We start from the raw sequence: 20,928 nt of genomic DNA, 5'->3' as shown, positions 1-20,928 counted from the left end.
CTTCCTATACTTTCAAAATATCTGTTAATTTTTCTACTAACCTAACATTAGTATCATGATCTTTTATTGCAACGCGAACCCATTGATTATTTAATCCCATATAAGAATCACAGTTGCGAACAATCATATTATATTTTTTAAGCGCTTCATTAATCGACTCTGCTGTTATTCCTTCTTGTTCAATGTGGAACAATATAAAATTAGCTGAAGGCGGATATACAGTAATACCATTTATAGTATCTAATGAGTTATACATAAAAAGTTGCTCTTCATGTAATACTTGTTTTGTTCGTTTCACATACTCTACATCATTCAAAGCCGCCTCTGTATAGGATTGAGCTAATGTGTTAACAGACCAAGTTGGAATAAAACTATTTAGTTGCTCAATGATAAGAGGATTGCTGAAAGCAGCACCAATTCGTAGCCCTGGCACGGCATAGAATTTTGTAAAAGAATGAACCACGATAATATTATCAAACTCGTTAACTAGGGAGCGCATGGAGTATTCATTATCTTGTAATGTGTCGTTACCAACAAAATCGATAAAGGACTCATCTATAACAAGTAAACTATTAGCATCTTTCAGCATGCTTGCAATAGTACGAATATGGTTCTTATCAAGTAACGTACCATCTGGATTATTGGGATTACCTAGAAATACAATAATACGACCATCTTGCCCTTTTAACTCGGCTGCAAAAGTTTCTAATGCTAAATAAGGAACCTCAAAATAAGGTTTTCCATGTTCATCTTCCCGTGGTCTATAATAAATATCGCGTACTGGAATTCTACTTGCTTCTAAAGCAGCTTTATATTCAGAAAAACCTGGTGCGGGAACAAAAGCGCCCGTATAGCCAGGTAACCGACAAATTGCATATAATAGCTCTGCCGCTCCATTGCCAACTACAATTTGATTTTTATTCATACCATAGATATCAGCAATGGCATTTAATATATCATCATTTGTAGCATCCGGATAATGTGATATATATCGCAATTGAGGTTCTAATGCAGATAAGCCACGTTGGCTAGGGCCTAGTGGATTGATATTAGCACTAAAGTCAATAACCTCATATGGTTCAATTCGTTGTTCATGGGCAAACTGAAAGATATTGCCCCCATGTATTTTAGACATACTATTCTCTTTCTATGAAATACTTTATCGTTTGATATAAGTTAATCCTTCATTCGTAGTTTCAACCGTATCTACATAGGATAATTGTGGCAACTTACGCAAAATCTCATTCTTACAATCATTAATACGACCATAATCAACGGGGAATAATAGTCCCATAATGGTTCCGCTATGAGCGATGATTGTTCCTACACTATTATAAGAATTACCTACATCGTGAAAGTCATATAAATTAGGTTTATATAAAATACGCTGATTGCCAAAGGCACTCAATGTAGCAGCTTGGCCAATAAGCTTTATATCATGCGTTGTAAGCCCCTGTTTAAACAAATCAAAGGATTCTTGTATAATAGATTCTTTTTCTAAAATTTTATTTTGTAAATCTGCTTGTTTATTAAAGCTAACTGTATCAATGCTACCGCCTTCGTCAAAAACGAGGATTTTTAAAGGTGGGCACATACCTAATGGCTTAGAGATAGTCCCTTTAATATAATCAAACTGAGTTACACCTTGATAAAAAGAGGCATCTGTAGGCTCTACAGATAGACAAATTTGCTCAAGTTCTTTTAATGATAAATCATAGTCCATGGCCAAAGCTGTAGCCATAGCTGTTACAGAAATATCTGCCGAACTTGAAGCCATGCCTTTTCCTTGTAGAATATCAGATCTTACATACACAGGCGGGCAAATTTGATTTTTATTTTTTTGTTGGACCAACTCTTGTACTAATTCACGAGCTTGTGCAGACTTTGGTTGAAGTGCACAAAATTCTTTAGAAAAAGGTTGTATTACATTACTCAATGCATAGGAGTATCGATTAATTGGACATGTCACTAAAAATGACTGACCATCAATAGAACCTTGTAGAAATTCCCCACATGTACCTGGGGCTCTTACATAATAGGTCACATTAAACTCCTTTCACATCAAATAAAGTATACGTTCTAAAAATATTAAAACTTTGAAAATCAAAAATTTAGAGTTAGAACATAGTTGGATTATTAACTACCGTAGCTGATAGTATAGATAAAATTATGCTATATACCAGTATCAATAATACTTCAGTTACTTCCACAACAAATCCATATGTATCACCAGTAGTGCCACCTAACGCTTTTACAATATAGCGGTTTAATAATCGGTTAATAATATACGTAATAATCATGCTAACAATATTGATTTGGAAAATACCTATAGTAGCATATACTAACACACCTAATCCTACCAAATATCCTACATCAGGTGCTGATAAAATTGCATAAGCACCATATAAAAGTGTATATAATACTAAACCGATTAATAGTAATAGAATAGGCATAAAGAACGTAGATATGGTGTTATAAGTAATAACATGTTTAGGTGCTAAATTAGCAAATGCTGCCCCCATCCCCTGTTCTCTAGCATATGGATAGGATCGAATACTAAAAACCATAGACCAACGGCTCATTAAAGGCATCATAATGAGTGCCATAGGTATAAATTCAGCCGATGGAATCGAAGCTAATAATTGCCATTTCAAAAGTGTAACAAATACAAAAGCAACAACTCCAAAGGAGCCTATACGACTATCTTTCATGATTTCTAGTTTACGTTCTCTTTCACGGCCGGAAAACAAACCATCGCTTGTATCCATCAAACCATCAGCATGAAGGCCACCAGTTATTAAAAACTCAGCCACAACGATAATTAACATCAATGGCATAATCGGAATAAATGGCGATAATACGCCATATAATATAGCTAATATGAGACCAATAATAAGGCCCACATAAGGAAAGGCTACAACAGATTTACCAAAGTCCTCTACAGACCATTCAGTTTGATTTACAATTTTTAAACGCGTTAAAAATTGTAGTGCTATAAAAAAAGGTGTCATTATACATTCATCCCATAGGTAATGACTGTACTAATGATAACCATTAGTATAGTCGTAACATACATCATATAAATTGTTCGAGTAATATGGTTACGGTTTAGCTTTTCAATAGGATCCCCCATATATTCACGGAAGGTCATTTTTTTGAAATACTGATTGTAACCACCTAAACGGATATGTAAGGCCCCTGCCACAGGTGCTTCTGCATACCCCCCATTAGGACTAGGATGTTTTTTTGCATCACGTAAACCGATTTCTATTGCCTTTTTAGCATCAAAGCGTAAAAAGAATGCAGAAATTACAAATAATACAAAGGTAATTCGGGCAGGAATCCAATTTAATATGTCATCAAAGCGTGCAGCTACGCGACCAAAGTACAAGTACTTTTGATTCTTATAGCCTAACATAGAATCCATAGTATTAGCAGTTCTATAAAGAATAGCCCCCATAGGGCCACCGATAATAAAAAAGAAAAAAGGTGCAATAATACCATCTACCGTATTTTCCGCAATCGTTTCTACTGTAGCCCGAGTGATTTCGCTTTCATCTAAGTCTTCCGTATCTCGTCCCACAATCCATGATAAACGTTTGCGAGCATCTACAATATTACCTTGTTTTATTAACTGACTAATGGTAAAACCTGCGCCAGCCAATGAACGTGGAGAAATGGCAATGTAGAGGATCACTACTTCGAAAGCATAGTATACCCATTCGTCTACTACTCCACCTAGCCATAACAATAAAGATACTATGATATATACCGATATAAGAATTAAACCTACTGCAATACCACCGTACCACAATTTCTTCGTATCATTATCAGTGTCTTTATAAAGAACGGCTTCAAAAAAAGATATTATACGTCCAATAATGGCCACTGGATGATATTTACTATTGGGATCTCCAATAATTAAATCCAATAAAAATGCTAAAACTGGTATGCACACAAAGTTATACTTTGAAAACCAGTGAAAAATTGCTAAATGTTCCATATATCTCCTCTACTATCCCAAGGTAGACATAATATAATCCATATCTAGATGTTCCTCCACAATATCAGCTAAGCGATTATATGCCGCATTTTTATGGTCAAAATAATGGAATACTACATCTAATGGTTGTAATCCCTTGCGTTCACGTAATTGATTGATAATAAAACGTCTAAACTCGTCATTATCAAATACACCGTGAATATATGTACCCATTACTTGATGATTACCATCAATAAAACCATCAATAACATTGACAGCCTCTTCACTGCGACTTGTAATTGTAAAGCAACGAGACACCGAATCTGCTAGTGGCGTAGTATCCCCCATATGAATTTCATAGCCTACTAATTTTTCACCCCTGAAAGTACCATTTAAAAACTGTAAATTAGATACATTGAATTGTACTTGATGGGTAGTTTTTTGAGCCTTCATAGTCGTGGAGGATTCAACAAGGCCAAGTCCTTCAATTTCCTCGATATCACCTTCCATATGATGCGGATCATAAATAGTTTTACCTAACATTTGGTTACCGCCACAAACACCGATAATAGGTGTACCTTGAGCAGCCAATTTTTTGATTTCATCAGCAAAGCCTGTATCACGTAAATATGTTAAGTCAGCCAATGTATTTTTAGAACCAGGTAATATAATTAAATCTGGCGTACCGATAACATCTCCAGGGCCTACAAAACGGACAGATACATCTGGCTCATAATTAAGTGCATCAAAGTCTGTAAAATTAGAGATTTTAGGTGTTTGCATAACTACGACCTGAATATCTTTAGTACCACTATTGCGTTTGTTCTCTAATGCAACAGAATCTTCTTCATCAATATCGAGGTTCTCAATGGCAGGAATAACACCTACCACTTTTTTACCTGTTTTTTCTTCAATAAATGTAAGAGCTGGTTCTAATAGTTTGATATCACCACGGAATTTATTGATAACGATACCTTTAATAAGATCGCGTTCTTCTGGTTCTAATAATTCTAAGGTACCAACAATGGACGCAATAGCACCACCTCGGTCAATATCTGCAATGAGAAAAACTGGAGCTTGAGTCATCTTGGCAATACGCATATTTACAATATCATTTGCTTTTAAGTTAACTTCTGCAGGACTACCGGCACCTTCGATAACCATCATATCAAAATTTGAGTCTAAGAAATCAATAGATTCTTTAACCTTATCTAAAGCGGTTAGTGAATATTTTGTATGATATTCTTTGGCACTATATACGCCAACAGGTTTCCCCATCAATACAACTTGAGACGATTGATTTCCTGTAGGTTTTAATAACACAGGATTCATTTGAACAATTGGATCAATACCAGCGGCTTCGGCTTGAGCGACTTGAGCACGGCCAATTTCATCGCCCCATTTTGTCACATAAGAATTGAGGGCCATATTTTGTGCTTTAAAAGGAACGGTCTTAAAACCTTTTCTATAAAAAATACGGCATAATGCAGTACAAAGAATACTTTTACCTACATTAGAACTCGTTCCTTGAAACATGATTTTCTTAGCCATTTATATGAACCTCCTGTGATTTCAATTCAATGGTAACACCACTAATTGTTAAATAGAGTTTATCTGCAACAGAAGCTACTGCTCGATTCACACGACCAGCAATATCTCTAAAATATCTAGCCAGTTTATTATCCGGCACAATACCTAACCCAATTTCATTGGTCACAAATATAACTGTTTTACCTTCACATGATTGTATCGAGTCTAATAAAGTGTCTAATTCTGAAAGTATTGTCTGTTCTAATCTATTAGCATCTTCTTGACCACGAATGGAGCCATAAGCCATCATGTGATTGGTAGTGAACATGGTTAAACAATCTATAAGAATTACATCTGCTGATTGACTGATATTTTCCCATTCATCAGCTAAATGTAAAGGTACTTCAAAATTATTCCATATTTTTCCTCGTCGCTCTTGATGTTTTTTGATGCGATCCACCATTTCCTCATCAAAAGCTTGGCCCGTAGCTACATAAGCTTTTGGCCCCTTTGTAGCCAATGCTAAACGTTCAGCAAATTCACTTTTTCCACTGCGTGCCCCACCGGAACACAATATAATTTGTGATTTCATAATGCACCTATACAAGAATTTATAATTTCAGTATCATTATAAGTATAACAAAGGAGCGATACTATGGAAATTATGAATATGAAACTAAAAATGATGGCTACGCTATGGGATAATACATATCGTGTTGCCATCGATGACGGACAAGGTAAATATATTGGTACTGCACGAGTAGTAGTGAATGTTCCTCTACCACCAGAAGCTTTACCTGAAAATGCACCGCAAGTTGAAGCACAACTATTAGTATTAGTTGAAGACTTTGATTTCGGCGCTGATAAAATTATAAACTTTGAAACAACATTAGCCAATTTATTAAGAGCAAAATTCCGTTATGAAATTCCTCATATCTTCTTTTACTATCCTAGCCCTCAAGATGTTTTAAACCAAACAATTTCACAATAGGTCTATAACGAGCAAAAAGCTATGTAAAATACATAGCTTTTTTTGTTTATTCAGCTCCAAGTTCTTCCTCTACACGACACAAGATAAAGCAAAGGTCGGATAGACGATTTAAGTATTTTAAATTAGATTCGTGAACACTTTCACCAGCGTCTAATACTCGCCATAAAGCGCGTTCCGCACGTCGAGTAATCGTTCTAGCTACATGTAAATAAGCAGAAGATTGTTTTTCACCGGGAATGACAAAACTAGATAAAGGTTCTAACTTTGCATCAAAGCGATCAATAACTTTTTCTAAATGCTTTACATATTGCTCAGTAATTACCGGAGCAGTATTTAAACTTGCAATATCAGCCATTAATGTCCATAAGTTTCGCTCAATATCGTATAATTCAGCAGCAACACGTGGATTTTCAGCATAAGCGCGAGCCAATCCTAAAAAAGCTTGTAATTCATCGATTGTACCATAAGCTTCTACGCGTAAAGATGATTTCTGTACACGTTCTCCCGTGTATAAACCAGTTGTACCAGCATCACCTGTTTTTGTATAAACGCTACTTGCCATATGATTACCTCCTATAGATAACATGGATGTAGAAATAAAAGCTAAAGAATCCCAACCTTGAGATTATTTGTATTCAGGGAACCAAAGATGAATTTCACGAGCAGCGGCTTCTGGAGAATCAGAAGCATGTACTACGTTAGCATCCATTGTTAGGGCATAGTCACCACGAATACTACCAGGGGCAGCATCTACAGGATTTGTTGCTCCGTTTAAAGCACGTACGGATACAATTGCGTTCTCACCAGCTAACACAAAAGCAAGAACTGGTCCTGATGTAATAAAATCAACTAATTCACCAAAGAATGGTTTTTCCTTATGTTCTGCATAATGTTCTTCCGCTAATTCACGAGGTACTTGTAAGAGTTTTAATGCTTTAATAACAAGGCCTTTACGTTCATAACGGCTAAGAATTTCACCACTTAATTGACGTTTAACTGCATCTGGTTTAATTAAAACTAATGTTTCTTGCATAATACCCTCCAGTAGATACTAATTATAATATTGCCTTTTCTTTATACTTTGGATTTATAGCTTGTTTCTTTAACTTTTGAATACGTTCTTCCGTGCGAGGATGTGTACTAAAAAGATTGCTCAAGCTTTCACCAATTCCCATCATAGGGTTAATAATAAACATATGGGCTGTAGCATTACTTGCATTAGGCAATGCACCATGTTTAGAGTAGTAGTCAATTTTTGCAAGTGCAGAAGCCAGTGCTAATGGATTGCGACACATATCTCCGCCCCCCTCATCAGCTAAAAACTCACGAGTACGGGAAATACTCATCTGAATAAGACCAGCTGCGATAGGTGCAATAATGATTGTACCAAGAAGTGCCAAAGGGTTAGTGCCTTCTCGATCATCGGAACGCCCAAATATGGCAGTAAATTGAAGTATATTGGCTATCATAGAAATAGCACCAGCCATCATAGCTGCAATTGTACTAATCAATGTATCTCGATTCTTAACATGTGTTAATTCGTGTGCAAGCACACCTTCTAATTCTTCATCAGTTAATAGACGTTGGATACCTTCTGTAACAGCAACTGCTGCATGACTAGGATTTCTACCTGTTGCAAATGCATTCGGTACTTCACTGGGAATGATATAAACCTTTGGCATTGGTAAATTACCATTTTTAGCCAATTGATCTACCATTGCATATAGTTTTGGATTAGACTGTGCAGTAACAGGTTGAGCATTGTATTGGGCTAAAACGATTTTATCGCTGTACCAATAGGACATAAAATTCATACCCATGGATATGACAAACATCATAATCATACCGCTTCTGCCGCCAATCATATCACCAATAACCACTAAAATGGCTGTTAGAGTCGCTAATAAAAGTGTTGTTTTTATATTGTTCATAGTTTCCTCCAATTATTGTTATGGACTGTGCCTAACACTATAATTATACCATAAACTATATAATTAACGCTCCAGTTGTATCAGCTTCTAAGCAATATATTTTATTTTCAATCTCATTTGCTGTGAATACGGCCCCCATAGCCTTTGCTACCTCTTGTACATGAGTTTTATCAACATATGCAATCAGAGTAGAACCCGATCCACTGATAGTAGCACCGTAAGCTCCAGCAACTTTTGCGGCTTCAAAAACTTCATCACAATGAGGAATCAATGTCTTACGATAAGGTACATGCAAGTTGTCATCTAAGGCAACAGATAAATTACTTAATTGATGCGTAATTAAGCTTGTTACAAATAATGAAGCATGACTTACATTTTGTACAGCTTCTTTAAATGGAATATGATTTGGTAGCACAGAACGAGCATATTCAGTAGATACCATGACTTCTGGTACTACAACAGCAAAATGTAGCTCCGGAGGAATAGAAATGACCGTGTTTAGTACCTTATTTTTTAAACCTGTAGCACAACATAAATTTCCGTAAATAGCTGGCGCCACATTATCTGGATGACCTTCCATACGATTTGCTATAACTAGTAACTCTTCTTTTGAAAGTGGATGCTTTACCAATGCGTTCGCCAGTAAAAGCCCCCCTACGATAGCCGTACTACTACTACCTAGTCCACGAGAGGGAGGAATCAAGGTTTCAGAAGTTATATGACCATATCGAATTGGTTCTTGAGCAGTAGCAAAAACTTGATCCATAGCGAAACCAATTAGATTCTTTTTAGGATCTTCAGCGCGTAGAATATCTGCACCAAAACCTTCAAAAGTATATGTATATTCTGTAGCATTTTCATCTGGTGTAAAGCTGAATATATTATAAAGATTTAGTGCTAATCCTAAGCAATCAAAACCTGGGCCACAGTTTGCACTAGTGGCAGGTACTTGTACACGAACAGTATTCATAATTAAGCTTCCATAATACGAATGACACTATTAACAGCCTTAACGGAGCGCAAGCTATTAAAAGAGTCTATAAGATTTAAAATATAAGATCTTGGGCATTTAGATGTAACAATGGCAAGAACTGCAGTTTTTGGATCCATATTTCGTTGAACGATGGATAAAACAGAAATCTTTTGTTCTGCTAATTTTGCAGAGATTTTTGCTAGTACACCTGTTTTATTATCTACTGCTAAACGCAAGTAGTAGCTAGATTGAATTTTACCTGGAGAATAAATATCTTTTTGATCATAATAGAACGGTTTCAAACGTCCCGTTTCATTATAAGAAACATTCTTTGCCACTTCCATAATGTCAGATACTACAGAACTACCTGTCGGTAAGCTACCTGCACCACGACCATATAACATGACATCGTCGATACCATTCCCCTTTACATAAATCGCATTATAGGATCCGCGAACAGATGCCAATGGATGTGTAGTAGGAATAAATGCAGGGTATACATTTAGAGATAATCCTTGAGCAGTTTCTTTAGCAATACCTAATAATTTAATATTGTAACCAAACTCTTTCCCAAATTTTATATCTTCAGTATCAATACAAGTAATACCTTCTACAGTTACATCTTCAAAGAAAATACGACGGTTAAAACTAATGGATGCAAGTATTGCCAATTTACGAGCTGCATCAAGGCCTTCAACATCAGCTGTAGGATCTGCCTCTGCATATCCTAACTCTTGTGCTTCTTTCAATACATCTTGATAGCTTAAACCTTCTTCAGACATTTTAGTCAAAATAAAGTTTGTAGTACCGTTCATAATGCCAATGATTTCAGTAATACGATTACCGGCTAACGATTCATATAATGTGCGGATTATAGGAATACCACCTAAAACAGATGCTTCAAAACGTAAGTCTACCCCATTTTTACTCGCTAAGTCTAATAAGTATGGACCAGCTTCTGCTAATAAGTCTTTATTGGCAGTTACCACATTCTTCTTAGCTTTTAAAGCCCCTTCTACACAATCTTTTGCAAAGTTTGTACCACCCATTAATTCCACTACCATTTGAATGGAGTCATCTTTTAATACTTCATCAATATCAGTTACATATTTAGCTGTTTCTGGTAATATAATATGACTATATTTTTCTGGATTTCGTACGTAAATTTTAGAAATTTCAACATTGACACCTGTACGATTTTTAATTAATTCAGCATTGTCTTGCAATAAGTTAAAAGTACCTTGTGCAACAGTACCAAAACCTAATAAAGCAATTTTTATAGTGGTCATAATCGTCCTACTCTCTTAATTAGCCTATGCTTGGCCTAAAATCTCTACCTTTATAATACCCTTCATAGAGCGAATATCTAGCAATAAATCTTCTAATGAGCCTTGTAAATCCTTGGTTTCAAAAGAAATGCTACTATTCGCAATGCCTTGTAATGGAATATCTTGATTAATCGTTAAAATACTACCGTTACGTTCAGCAATGGCTTTCAAAACGCTTGATAACATACCAGATTCATTTGACATAGAAACATAAATACTAACAATTTTTCCTTGAGCAATTTCAAAAAATGGAAAAACATAATCCTTGTATTTATAATACGCAGATCGACTTAAATCCATTTTTTCAACTGCTTCGTTAATTGTTTTAACCTCACCTAGTTTTAGAATTTCTTTTACTTTTATCGTCTTTTTTATAGCCTCTGGTAAAATATCTTCTTGAACCAGATAAAATTTATCTTTTTTTGGTTTAGACATAGAGCACACTCCCTTATTGTTCTCTTGAAGTTTCTTGGGCAACGAATTGTCGTCCATATAATGTTAATACTGCATACATACCGATGAAGAATGGCATATACTCAGCCACAACACGCCATCCTACAGCGATGATGCCCACTGTTCCATTAGGTACAAAGGCACTAAATAATACTACAAATAGACCTTCTGCAATGCCTGTTCCCCCTGGGGTTGGTGCAAAATACAAAATAAGATTTAATAAAATCATGCGATCTAAAATATCGATAATAGGAATATCTGGTGTGAAAGCATACATTAAGGCGGGTGCAATACAATATAAGCATAATAAACTCAAACCAGATTCAATAAAAACTATTAAAGATTGGACAGGTTGTTTATAAAGTAAACCAAGACCTTGATTTAGTGTTTCTAATTTAGAAAGCCAATCTTTAGTGTTATGTGCTTTAAATCGTTGTGCTAGATTATAGACAAATTGACGCATATACTTAGTCTGTAATATATAAGTTCCCACTAAGGTTGCTATAACAGCAAGCACGGCAAAAATCAAAAGCATATCACGAGAGATATATGGAATTTCAATAGCATCTCGTAAGAATACTAATGGCAGCATAATGACCAAAAACATAATGGAAAATACGGTACGTATTAATACAATCGGTGTACCTTTAGATATAGGTACGCCATAACTTCTCAACACCAGTACTTGCGCGACAGCACCACCGCTAGCTCCAGGTGTCAACATAGCCATAAAATAATTACTAAAAATAACTCGTAGCACTGCTCGTATCGATAACTTGTAACCACCAATTTTTACGAGCCTTTGAAGTCGTAATCCATCAAAATACATACCTGCTACTAAAGCAACTAAAGCTAATAATAAGGAAATACTATTAAAAGATGATATGGCTTTCAATGCATCTAAATCAATAGTATAGTAAATAATACCAATTGATACAGCCAATAACAAGAGAAACATAAAGATGCCTCTCTTCATCATTTTACTCATACCAAGTCTCCATAATTAATGAGCTCTATATCATGTTGACTTATATATAATCGCGTATGACTGGAACAGAGTGCATGCAACTCATCTTCCCAATGATAACCCCAATTATAAAGCTTACTAAGAATACTACTATTACTACCTGGGTGAACCATCAATTCATGTGTACCAGAATGTTTATTTACCGCTTTTAGGATACCCATTAGAGATTTCTGATTTATATGACCTCCATTTACCATGCCCCAAAAATATTGGGTTGTAGTCATACAATTATTTCGTATGATTGGTCGCGCATTAGCCGCAACCGTTGATAAACCAACTTTACCAAGAAATCGAATTGGGGAATACATATAATTCATAAAACCAGTAGACTCATCGGGTATACGTATAGCATGTATACCAAAGGATTTTGCCTGTTCAATCACAATTGGCAATACCGTTGGTAACACATGCAAATCTTGATGTCCATCAATATGAGTTACCCTTAAGCCGGTATCCATTATTTGAGCTATTTGTGCATGAATCTCTTTACGTAATTCACTATAATTGATTTTGCCAGAGTAAATACGTTTAATAAATTCTACATAGTTCTCTGGAAATACACCTTCTGGTGTGAGAAGTGATGAAACTTCTGATGGATCACATACTGGTTTGACCCCACCCACCAAGGTAATATGAATACCAATGCCCAACTTAGGGTTTTGTTTTGCCATACTTACGGCTTCTGTAAAAGCTTCTCCTCCTGCCATTAAAGAGGTACTGGTAATAATACCTCTACGGTGACCATCAATAATACCAGCAGTAACTGCACTATGAAGGCCAAAATCGTCTGCATTTACAATTAATTTGGACATAGTTATCTTCCTTTTCATGAAAAAAAGGGAGAACTTTGTTCTCCCACAAAGGATATATGTTATTTTACCAAATACACAACTAAAAAATCAATACAAAAGCCCTCTACTTGTTTACTAGTAGAGGACTTTTTATAAGGTCATAAAATTTTATCATATATATACTAAGGCATCAATTGTTCTTGTACTTTATACATACATAATGCAGCAGCTACGCTTACATTTAAGGATTCCATATCACCATACATAGGAATCATAATACGATTTGTACATAGATTCATAACCCCTGGTGTTACACCATTTCCTTCGTTTCCTAATACTAGCATAGTTCGCTTAGCATAACTTACAGTATGATAAGGATTGGAATGTTCTAAAGCTGTTACATAGCTAGTCATATTAGACTCGGTTACCATATCATGTAACAGAGATAAGGTAATGTCTTCATATAAAGGTATTTTATGTAAGGCGCTCATAGTACTGCGCACTGTCTTGTCATTAAAAGGGTCCACAGTTCCTTTCATCAAAAATATCCCTTTAACACCTGCTGCAACAGCAGTACGAATAATGGTACCTAGATTGCCGGGATCTTGAACACCATCTAATGTAATATATAAACCATCCACAATAGAAATTGATTCAATATCATATGTAGGCTTTGATACAATAGCAACTACACCTTGTCCATTTACGGTATTATCTACTTTATCAAACACTGGATCTTGTGCGATATATTTAGGTACAGATTGAACAGTATCTAAGTCTAATAAATCTAATATATTTTTATCTTGCGCTTTAGATTCACGTATAACGATTGTTTTTACTGCACCCATAGCTGCAATATCTCGAATAGAGCGAATGCCTTCAACGATGTACTCTCCATTTTTTTGGCGATTTTTACGCTGCCTTAATGAGATAATTCGCTTAATCGTTTTATTATCTTTAGATTGGATAAATTCCATACTAACTCCCACTGTGTTGATTATTCCATAGATTATAAAAGGCCCCTTTTAAGTTGATAAGCTCATTAAAAGATCCTTTTTCTATTATTTTACCATATTCCATATACACTATTTTATTGGCATCTTCTACTGTTGAAAGACGATGAGCAATACTTACGATTGTTTTACTACCTCGAATATTTTCAATACTTGCTTGAATTTGCTTCTCCGTATGACTATCGATATTAGCCGTTGCTTCATCTAGCAATAGAATTGGTGTTTTTTTAATCAAGGTACGGCCAAAAGCCAATAATTGTTTTTGCCCATCAGATAATAAGGAGCCTAAATAACCAACCGGTGTCTCATACCCTTCCGGAAGTTGTTCAATCATAGAATCCAAATTAACTTGTTTTGCTGCATTGATCATTTCCTCATTAGAAATTGATGTATCAAAAAGTGTTAAGTTATCTCTAATGGAACCCTTAAATAGATAAGCTTGCTGAAAAACATATCCCATTAAATGGCGAAGCACAGAATTGTCATATTTGGTAATATTTATACCGTTAATATAGATAGTCCCTCTTGTTGGTTTGTAGACCCCCATCAACAATGCTAAAAGTGTAGATTTACCACTACCAGAAGGACCTACAATCCCTATGAATTCTCCAGCTTTAATGTTTAATGTAAAGTCTTCTAGCGCATAAATGTCGTTATTATTATAGGAAAACCACACATGCTCAAATTCAATGGTCTCTATATGTTTAAATTCATCAGGAACTTCATTAGCCATCTGACGCTCTTCTTCCTCTAATAAGGGAACTAATCTTTCAGCACCAGCTAATGCACTTTGTAGTGAGTTATATTTATCTGCAATTTCCTTTAATGGTTGGAAGAATCGGTCCATATATTGGATAAAGGCAAATACTGTACCAGCGTCAGCTACAGAGTCTATTAAATTCGTAGTTGTAAAAATAACAATTAACGCAACAAAGAATAGACCATCTACGAGTGGTCTAAAAATAGAAAATGTAGTAACTTCAAAAAGGCCTGCTTCTAAGAAACCTTTATTAACAGTATTATAACGTTCCTCAATTGCTTTTTCGCCACCATAGGATTTTACGATTACAATATAATTTAACAGTTCCTTGATACTCGCATTAGATGCAGCTACAGAGCGTCTTACCTGACGAAATGCTTTGCGGGAAAACTTTTGAAACACCCAAATAATTCCACCCATTATAGGTAATAAAATTGTCATGATGATAGCTAGGGGTACATTAATAGCATACATAAATCCTAATATACCAATAATCATCAAACCGCTACTAGCTAAATTCAAAATTACATCTGTATATAATGTACGTAATGACTCTACATCATTAGTGATGCGAGTTACCCAATTGCCAATCGGCAACTTATAAAATTCATCATGTGGTTTATTAAGAATCTTTTTAAAGACAATACTACGAATATTATAAATTATTTTTTGACCAAAACTTTTTAAAAAATAATTCTCTACAAAAATAAATAAAACACTACCAATTATAGTAAGTCCATACATTAGAGCATAGTATTCAATAACAGCGATATCATTAGTGGCAAAGCCAAGATCGATGACTTGCTTTGTTATATACGGTCGTAAAAGTAATAGCACTAAATTTCCTGCTAGCGCAACCGTTGCTAATAATAGAATACCTAAATAAGGCTTAATGTAGCCAGTTATATAGGAGAACAAAGCCCAGTCATTTCTTAGATTACGCTTCTTCATAATGGGCCTCTCCTTTCTGCGCTTCATATAAGGTGCGGTATAAACCATTGTTAGCTAATAATTCTTTATGAGTACCTTCTTCTACGATACGCCCCTCATCGAATACTAGAATTTTATCTGCTTTCTCTACAACCTCTAATCGCTGTGAAATACATAAAATTGTTTGTTCTTTTACATTATGTAATGTATTTAAAATAGTTGTAACTGTTACTGCATCTAAAGCAGAAAAACAATCATCTAGCAATAAATATGGTGCATTTTTATAAAAGCCGCGAGCCATATTGATTCGCTGCTTTTGTCCACCTGATAAATCATGACCTTCTTCAGCGAGCTCATGTAAATCATCGTTTAACAAATCGCCTAAATCTCTATATAAGTCTGCCTTTTGTGCCGCAACCTCTACAGTTTCGTGCATAGGTAAATTTTTACCAAATTTAATATTATCTGCAATGGTCGTACTTAAAAGGTAAGATTGTGTTGGCACATAAGCAATTGAGTTTCTAAGTTTTGATAAAGAAACAGCAGCTAAATCTTGATTACCAAAATAAATGGACTGTTCCGGACATTCTTGTAATCCAATAAGCAATTTAAACAATGTACTTTTGCCAGAACCGGGTTTACCAACTAAACCAATAAAAGAACCTTTTGGTATTGTCGTTGTCAACTGAGATAATGCATGCCCTTTAGAGTTTTCATAAGTAAAATCTAAGTATCGAATATGAATATCCTCAAGCGGCAGTACTTCATCGGTATCATCTATTGTTTCTGTAGGCAAATGTAAGAAATCCATAATACGATCTAAAGAAGCAAGACCTTTTTGTACAATAGAAATAAGGCCACCAAACCCTATTAAAGGTCCCACAATTAACATTATGAATGAATTAATAGTAACAAATTCGCCTATAGTCATTTTGCCTTCTACAGCTAAATGTCCACAAATAAAAATACTAATACTGATACAAATAAAGGGTGCAATTCTTGTCAACGGTGTTAATATTGCATCTAGTAGTGCAACATCCATATTCTTCTTATAATTAAGTTTATTTATTTTTTCAAAAGAATTAGAGATAATGCTTTCACGATTAAAAGCGCGAATAACATCCATCCCTTGAAATAACTCTTGTCCAAACTCTGTTAAATCGCTATAAGTAGCTTGTGCACTACGTTGTTTAATACGTAGCTTTCTGCCTAGTACAAATATAGCCACAATAATTAAGAATACAGGTGTCATAATTTTAAAAGCTAATACAGTATTAATCTTTTGAATTAAAATTATGGAGCCCACAATGGAATAGAAAATAATATCCACTATAATCATTACACCTAGACCAAGGGCAACACGTAGCGATGTTACATCGTTAGTCATGAGCGCCATAACCTTACCAGGTCCATTAGCCTCATAGTACGTTGTTTTTACTTGTAATGCTTTACTACACAAAATCTCACGAAAAAGATACTCCATGCGACGAATAGAGCCTAATAGGGTTCTGCGTGAGATAACTTTTAAAATAGTGATAATAATAAATAATAAAATGAAATAAAAAATATAAGTGACTAACCCTTCCTTATTATTGCTCAACGTATCTATAGCATTACCAATAAATTGAGGAACAAATAAAAAAGCCACGTCAATTGCCATCAACATAGTTAAGCCAATGGCATAGATCCAGCCTTCACGCCGGAAAAACTGCATAAATAAATCTATTGGTTTCATAGGTCCTCTCTAACATATCCTATTAAGTCTAATCAAAATCATTGCCTATATAATTACTAGTATCATTATATTGTAAATGAATTTAAATCAATACTGTAAAAGCTAAATCAACAAATTTTATTACGTTAACTTTTCTCTTTATAGTATACACATTTTTTATGATACATTAATACACCTATACGTATAACAGTTAGATTAAATATTTTATTACAGTAGTAGTTCTATTTCATCAATATTAATATTAGTTAAATGGCCTCTTTAAATTTTTACAGTAATCAATCGTAACGATCTTTTTAATTAATACTATATCGAATTTTTTAGTTTACTTATGGTAATGTAAATGTTATACTATGCATATAAAGAAATTATATTTTACATAATTAGAATTAAAACTCTTAGGAGGAATACAACATGGAAAAACGTACTGGCGTAGTAACATTTGCAGGTGGCCCTATCACATTAGTTGGCCCAGAAATTAAAGTAGGTCAACAAGCTCCAGACTTCACTGTATTGAGCAATGACTTGCAAGCTAAAACTTTAAAAGACTTCGAAGGTAAAGTAAAAGTTATCTCCGTTGTTCCTTCCCTTGATACAGGTGTTTGTGATGCTCAAACTCGTTGGTTCAACCAAGATGCAACAGCACTTTCCGAAGATGTAGTCGTATTGACAATTTCTATGGACTTACCATTCGCTCAAAAACGTTGGTGTGGTGCTGCAGGCGTAGATAAAGTTGTTACTTTGTCTGACCACAAAGATGCTTCCTTCGGTGAAAACTATGGTTTCTTGATTGAAGAGCTTCGTCTTTTAACTCGTGGCGTTGTAGTAATCAACAAAGATAACAAAGTAACTTATGTTGAATATGTACCTGAAGTAACTCAAGCAGTTAACTTCGATGCTGCATTAGAAGCTATTAAAGCTGATATCTAATTCGTAGATATTCATTTGATTATAGTACAATGTAATCGAAAAAGACCGTACGGTGTACGGTCTTTTTTATGTAGTATAATATTTAGATTTTTATTGTAGGTGAATTATATATGTGGATTCGTATTTCTAAACTATTATTAACGATAAAAAATATAGCCCTTGTAGGCGTTGGTATTGCACTTTGTATTGCACTTATTAATACATTGATTAGTCTTGTCTATGTTACGTGGGCGAATATTCAAGGTTATAGTACATACTCTTTATTGATTGAAGAACTAATTACCTTCTTTCTATACTTTGAGTTTATTGCACTCATCGTTAAATACTTTAAAAATAACTTCCACTTTCCACTTAACTTCTTTTTATACATTGGCATAACTGCAATTGTAAGACTTCTAATTATCAATCATGAATCATCATTTGATAATTTAATTTGGTCTGTTGCAATTTTTGTACTTGTATGTAGCTTAGTATTAGTAGAAAAATTTATTGGACATAACGAATAAAATTTAAATCGTTTTGTTTGAATATATCTAATTTATTTAGATATATTTAAATGAAAAATGGCCTCTACCGTAGTAGAGGCCATTTTTATTAATAAATTGATTTTATTAGAAGATATTTTTAGCGTAGTTAGCGTATTTAGCTTCTAATTCTTCCATTTTATCATTCATTTCGATTTGTAATTGGGATGCTAAATCATATTCACCATCATTAAGTGCATCAATTAAACGAGTGAATAAGGATTTACGATCATCACTATCTTTAGCAAGGTAGAAACGTAAGTCATTAACTTCTGCAAAGCGTTTATCATCTACACTATTTCGGCTGTCAGTATGAATTGCAACCATGCTACGAACTGTATCCAAATTGTTTGGGATTAAGCGGTTAGCCAATACTAGTTTCCAGCGTTTAAGAATGGAGGCAATAAAGGAGTCCATTAAATCTTTAGCAAATGCATTGCCTTGAGCCAATGTTTCTACTAATTCAGGATTATTTTGGTAACCCTTTATGTTTTCCCATACAGTAGCTGGAGCAACACCAAACATTTGATTACGTTCTTCTTGTGTGAAATCATCAAACACATCTTTTTCAGTACGGTATGCACGATTTGTAGCAAGATAATCAGATGTTTCACCTACTTCTTTGGAAAGCTCTGCTTCCAATTGAGCTTGTGTTTTACCAGATGTAATGGCATATTTCATACCATCAAATGCAGAAATAAAGATCAACGCTAAAGCAGTATATGTATTGGTGTAAGGATTTGGAGAACGCAATTCATAACGTGTCGCCATAGGATTATCGATATCTCGAATTAAACCGCAAAGGATTGTACGGTTACGGCTAGGTTCAGATGGATCAGTACCTAAAGATGTAACAATACATACTGGCGCTTCAAACCCAGGTTTTAAACGGTTTAAAGAATCTGTTGTAGAGCTGATGAATGGATTAATGGCTTCATAGTGTTTTAAAAGTCCCATAATTGCACCAATGCCTAAAGAGCTAGCAGATTCTTTACGCATATCTTCTGGGCTAAATAAGTTAACAACTTTACCAGATTTTAATTTAGCCATAACACCAAAATGAGTATGTTCACCAGAACCAGCTACACCAATTATTGGTTTTGCATTAAATGTTACATCAAGACCATTTTCACGGAATACTTCACGAACAATGATACGAGCTTGTAATTCATTATCTGCTGTTTGTAATGGATTATTTGAGAATTTCCAGTCGATTTCTAATTGTTCTAATACAACGGCTTCATGACCATCTTCATCAAGTTTAGCTTTAACGCCACCTACTTCTTTATGCCCCATTTCAGCAACCATACCATATCTATCAAGACGTTCAACAGCTTGTTCTAATGCAGTGCGAACTGTACCATGAGTACGTTGCCAGTATTGTTCTTGTAATTTTTGGGATACGGATAATTCTTTTTTGGTAACTGTTCTAGATGGAGTTTTTACCCAGAATTCTAGTTCTGTTGCAGATGTGAAAATGATATCTACAACTTCATCAGCTTTCACATGCGGCATACCAGGTAAACCATGTTCTTTAATCAAAGCCAATAATTCAGCACGTACATAGTCGCAGCTGCGTTTTAAAATAGAACGAGAATCTACATAGCGATAGTTATGCATCAAGAATGCAGGAATACGAAGTGTACCAGTTGGTAATCCTGTAACAGGATCAATATTTTCGTAGTTGTAATCAACAAACCAGTTTACACTTGGATCGCCCCACATATCTACACGAGCATTATTTAATGTAGCAATATTTGTAAGTACTACAGAGGAACCATCTGTTTGAACAGCACGACCTTCAAAGAAAGATTCGTAGTCATCGAAGAATGCTGACATAGGAATCTTTTCATCAGTATCATTACCTGCTAAGTCAATACCTACAAGAGATACGAACTTGATTTCAGGATGTTGTTCTAATAATGCAAGAACGCCTTCTTTCCCATATTGACCCGCCGGAATGTAATATAATAATTCGTTAGTTGTCGACATATTTGTTCCTCCTAAAAGAAAAAGACTCCAACAAATAAATA

21 protein-coding genes are annotated in these 20,928 nt (G+C 34.8%); 3 read left to right on the top strand and 18 right to left on the bottom strand.

Features of this window, described 5'->3' with window-relative positions:
- Positions 1–4 precede the first annotated feature (4 nt).
- From AAA071_RS01595 to cobU, 6 genes are all read right to left on the bottom strand, one after another.
- The gene (locus tag AAA071_RS01595; RefSeq protein WP_349234009.1) at positions 5–1,135 is read right to left on the bottom strand and encodes a pyridoxal phosphate-dependent aminotransferase; all 1,131 of its coding nucleotides are present in this window, start codon (positions 1,133–1,135) and stop codon (positions 5–7) included.
- Positions 1,136–1,159: 24 nt separating this feature from the next.
- On the bottom strand, positions 1,160–2,044 hold the full coding sequence (locus AAA071_RS01590) for a GHMP family kinase ATP-binding protein (protein ID WP_287518309.1): 885 nt from the start codon (positions 2,042–2,044) through the stop codon (positions 1,160–1,162).
- A 73-nt stretch (positions 2,045–2,117) separates the two neighbouring features.
- Positions 2,118–3,011, bottom strand: coding sequence for an adenosylcobinamide-GDP ribazoletransferase (gene cobS, locus AAA071_RS01585; protein ID WP_004695787.1), 894 nt, complete (start codon positions 3,009–3,011; stop codon positions 2,118–2,120).
- Positions 3,011–4,003, bottom strand: a complete 993-nt coding sequence (gene cbiB / locus AAA071_RS01580; protein ID WP_004695785.1) for an adenosylcobinamide-phosphate synthase CbiB — start codon at positions 4,001–4,003, stop codon at positions 3,011–3,013. Before cbiB ends, cobS begins: the two co-directional genes overlap by 1 nt.
- Before the next feature lie 12 nt (positions 4,004–4,015).
- Positions 4,016–5,533, bottom strand: a complete 1,518-nt coding sequence (locus AAA071_RS01575) for a cobyric acid synthase (RefSeq protein ID WP_004695784.1) — start codon at positions 5,531–5,533, stop codon at positions 4,016–4,018.
- Positions 5,526–6,104, bottom strand: coding sequence for a bifunctional adenosylcobinamide kinase/adenosylcobinamide-phosphate guanylyltransferase (gene cobU / locus AAA071_RS01570; protein ID WP_004695782.1), 579 nt, complete (start codon positions 6,102–6,104; stop codon positions 5,526–5,528). Before cobU ends, AAA071_RS01575 begins: the two co-directional genes overlap by 8 nt.
- Positions 6,105–6,167: 63 nt before the next feature.
- Between cobU and AAA071_RS01565 the strand changes: the two genes are divergently transcribed.
- Entirely contained in the window at positions 6,168–6,503 is a 336-nt protein-coding gene (locus AAA071_RS01565; protein ID WP_287519250.1) for a hypothetical protein, read from the top strand.
- Between the two features lie 46 nt (positions 6,504–6,549).
- On the opposite strand, the gene AAA071_RS01560 is transcribed toward AAA071_RS01565, so the two are convergent.
- From AAA071_RS01560 to AAA071_RS01510, 11 genes are all read right to left on the bottom strand, one after another.
- Positions 6,550–7,065 (bottom strand): cob(I)yrinic acid a,c-diamide adenosyltransferase, encoded by a 516-nt coding sequence (locus AAA071_RS01560; protein ID WP_004695779.1) that lies wholly within the window; start codon positions 7,063–7,065, stop codon positions 6,550–6,552.
- A 63-nt stretch (positions 7,066–7,128) separates the two neighbouring features.
- Complete coding sequence (ndk, locus tag AAA071_RS01555) at positions 7,129–7,536, bottom strand: nucleoside-diphosphate kinase (protein WP_004695778.1); 408 nt, start codon at positions 7,534–7,536, stop codon at positions 7,129–7,131.
- 22 nt (positions 7,537–7,558) lie between these two features.
- Entirely contained in the window at positions 7,559–8,434 is an 876-nt protein-coding gene (gene htpX, locus AAA071_RS01550) for a zinc metalloprotease HtpX (RefSeq protein WP_278471551.1), read from the bottom strand.
- Between the two features lie 55 nt (positions 8,435–8,489).
- Positions 8,490–9,404: a homoserine kinase gene (thrB, locus tag AAA071_RS01545; protein ID WP_278471549.1), complete on the bottom strand. Its 915-nt coding sequence runs from the start codon at positions 9,402–9,404 to the stop codon at positions 8,490–8,492.
- Between the two features lie 2 nt (positions 9,405–9,406).
- Positions 9,407–10,696 (bottom strand): homoserine dehydrogenase, encoded by a 1,290-nt coding sequence (locus tag AAA071_RS01540; protein WP_287518234.1) that lies wholly within the window; start codon positions 10,694–10,696, stop codon positions 9,407–9,409.
- A gap of 24 nt (positions 10,697–10,720) precedes the next feature.
- Positions 10,721–11,170: an ACT domain-containing protein gene (locus AAA071_RS01535; RefSeq protein WP_004695770.1), complete on the bottom strand. Its 450-nt coding sequence runs from the start codon at positions 11,168–11,170 to the stop codon at positions 10,721–10,723.
- 13 nt (positions 11,171–11,183) lie between these two features.
- Complete coding sequence (locus AAA071_RS01530) at positions 11,184–12,176, bottom strand: lysylphosphatidylglycerol synthase transmembrane domain-containing protein (RefSeq protein WP_120054765.1); 993 nt, start codon at positions 12,174–12,176, stop codon at positions 11,184–11,186.
- The gene (locus AAA071_RS01525) at positions 12,173–13,027 is read right to left on the bottom strand and encodes a ChbG/HpnK family deacetylase (RefSeq protein WP_349234008.1); all 855 of its coding nucleotides are present in this window, start codon (positions 13,025–13,027) and stop codon (positions 12,173–12,175) included. Before AAA071_RS01525 ends, AAA071_RS01530 begins: the two co-directional genes overlap by 4 nt.
- Before the next feature lie 161 nt (positions 13,028–13,188).
- The gene (locus AAA071_RS01520) at positions 13,189–13,983 is read right to left on the bottom strand and encodes a TrmH family RNA methyltransferase (protein WP_349234007.1); all 795 of its coding nucleotides are present in this window, start codon (positions 13,981–13,983) and stop codon (positions 13,189–13,191) included.
- 1 nt (position 13,984) lies between these two features.
- Positions 13,985–15,730, bottom strand: coding sequence for an ABC transporter ATP-binding protein (locus tag AAA071_RS01515; RefSeq protein WP_349234006.1), 1,746 nt, complete (start codon positions 15,728–15,730; stop codon positions 13,985–13,987).
- A complete protein-coding gene (locus AAA071_RS01510) occupies positions 15,717–17,444 on the bottom strand; it encodes an ABC transporter ATP-binding protein (protein WP_287518241.1) in 1,728 nt (575 codons plus the stop codon). The genes AAA071_RS01515 and AAA071_RS01510 overlap by 14 nt, the downstream gene beginning before the upstream one ends.
- A 411-nt stretch (positions 17,445–17,855) precedes the next feature.
- Here AAA071_RS01510 and tpx point away from each other — a divergent pair, with 411 nt between their 5' ends.
- Both tpx and AAA071_RS01500 read left to right on the top strand, forming a co-directional pair.
- Complete coding sequence (gene tpx / locus AAA071_RS01505) at positions 17,856–18,371, top strand: thiol peroxidase (RefSeq protein ID WP_004695758.1); 516 nt, start codon at positions 17,856–17,858, stop codon at positions 18,369–18,371.
- Positions 18,372–18,481: 110 nt separating this feature from the next.
- Positions 18,482–18,877, top strand: a complete 396-nt coding sequence (locus AAA071_RS01500; protein ID WP_004695756.1) for a phosphate-starvation-inducible protein PsiE — start codon at positions 18,482–18,484, stop codon at positions 18,875–18,877.
- A gap of 105 nt (positions 18,878–18,982) precedes the next feature.
- Here AAA071_RS01500 and AAA071_RS01495 read toward each other — a convergent pair whose 3' ends face one another.
- On the bottom strand, positions 18,983–20,887 hold the full coding sequence (locus AAA071_RS01495; protein WP_004695754.1) for a type I glutamate--ammonia ligase: 1,905 nt from the start codon (positions 20,885–20,887) through the stop codon (positions 18,983–18,985).
- Positions 20,888–20,928: the final 41 nt, after the last annotated feature.

Source organism: Veillonella parvula (genome assembly GCF_040097785.1).
GTDB lineage: Bacteria > Bacillota > Negativicutes > Veillonellales > Veillonellaceae > Veillonella > Veillonella parvula_D.
Note: the sequence above shows the minus strand (reverse complement) of the source record. Positions and strands in the feature narration are given on the sequence as shown.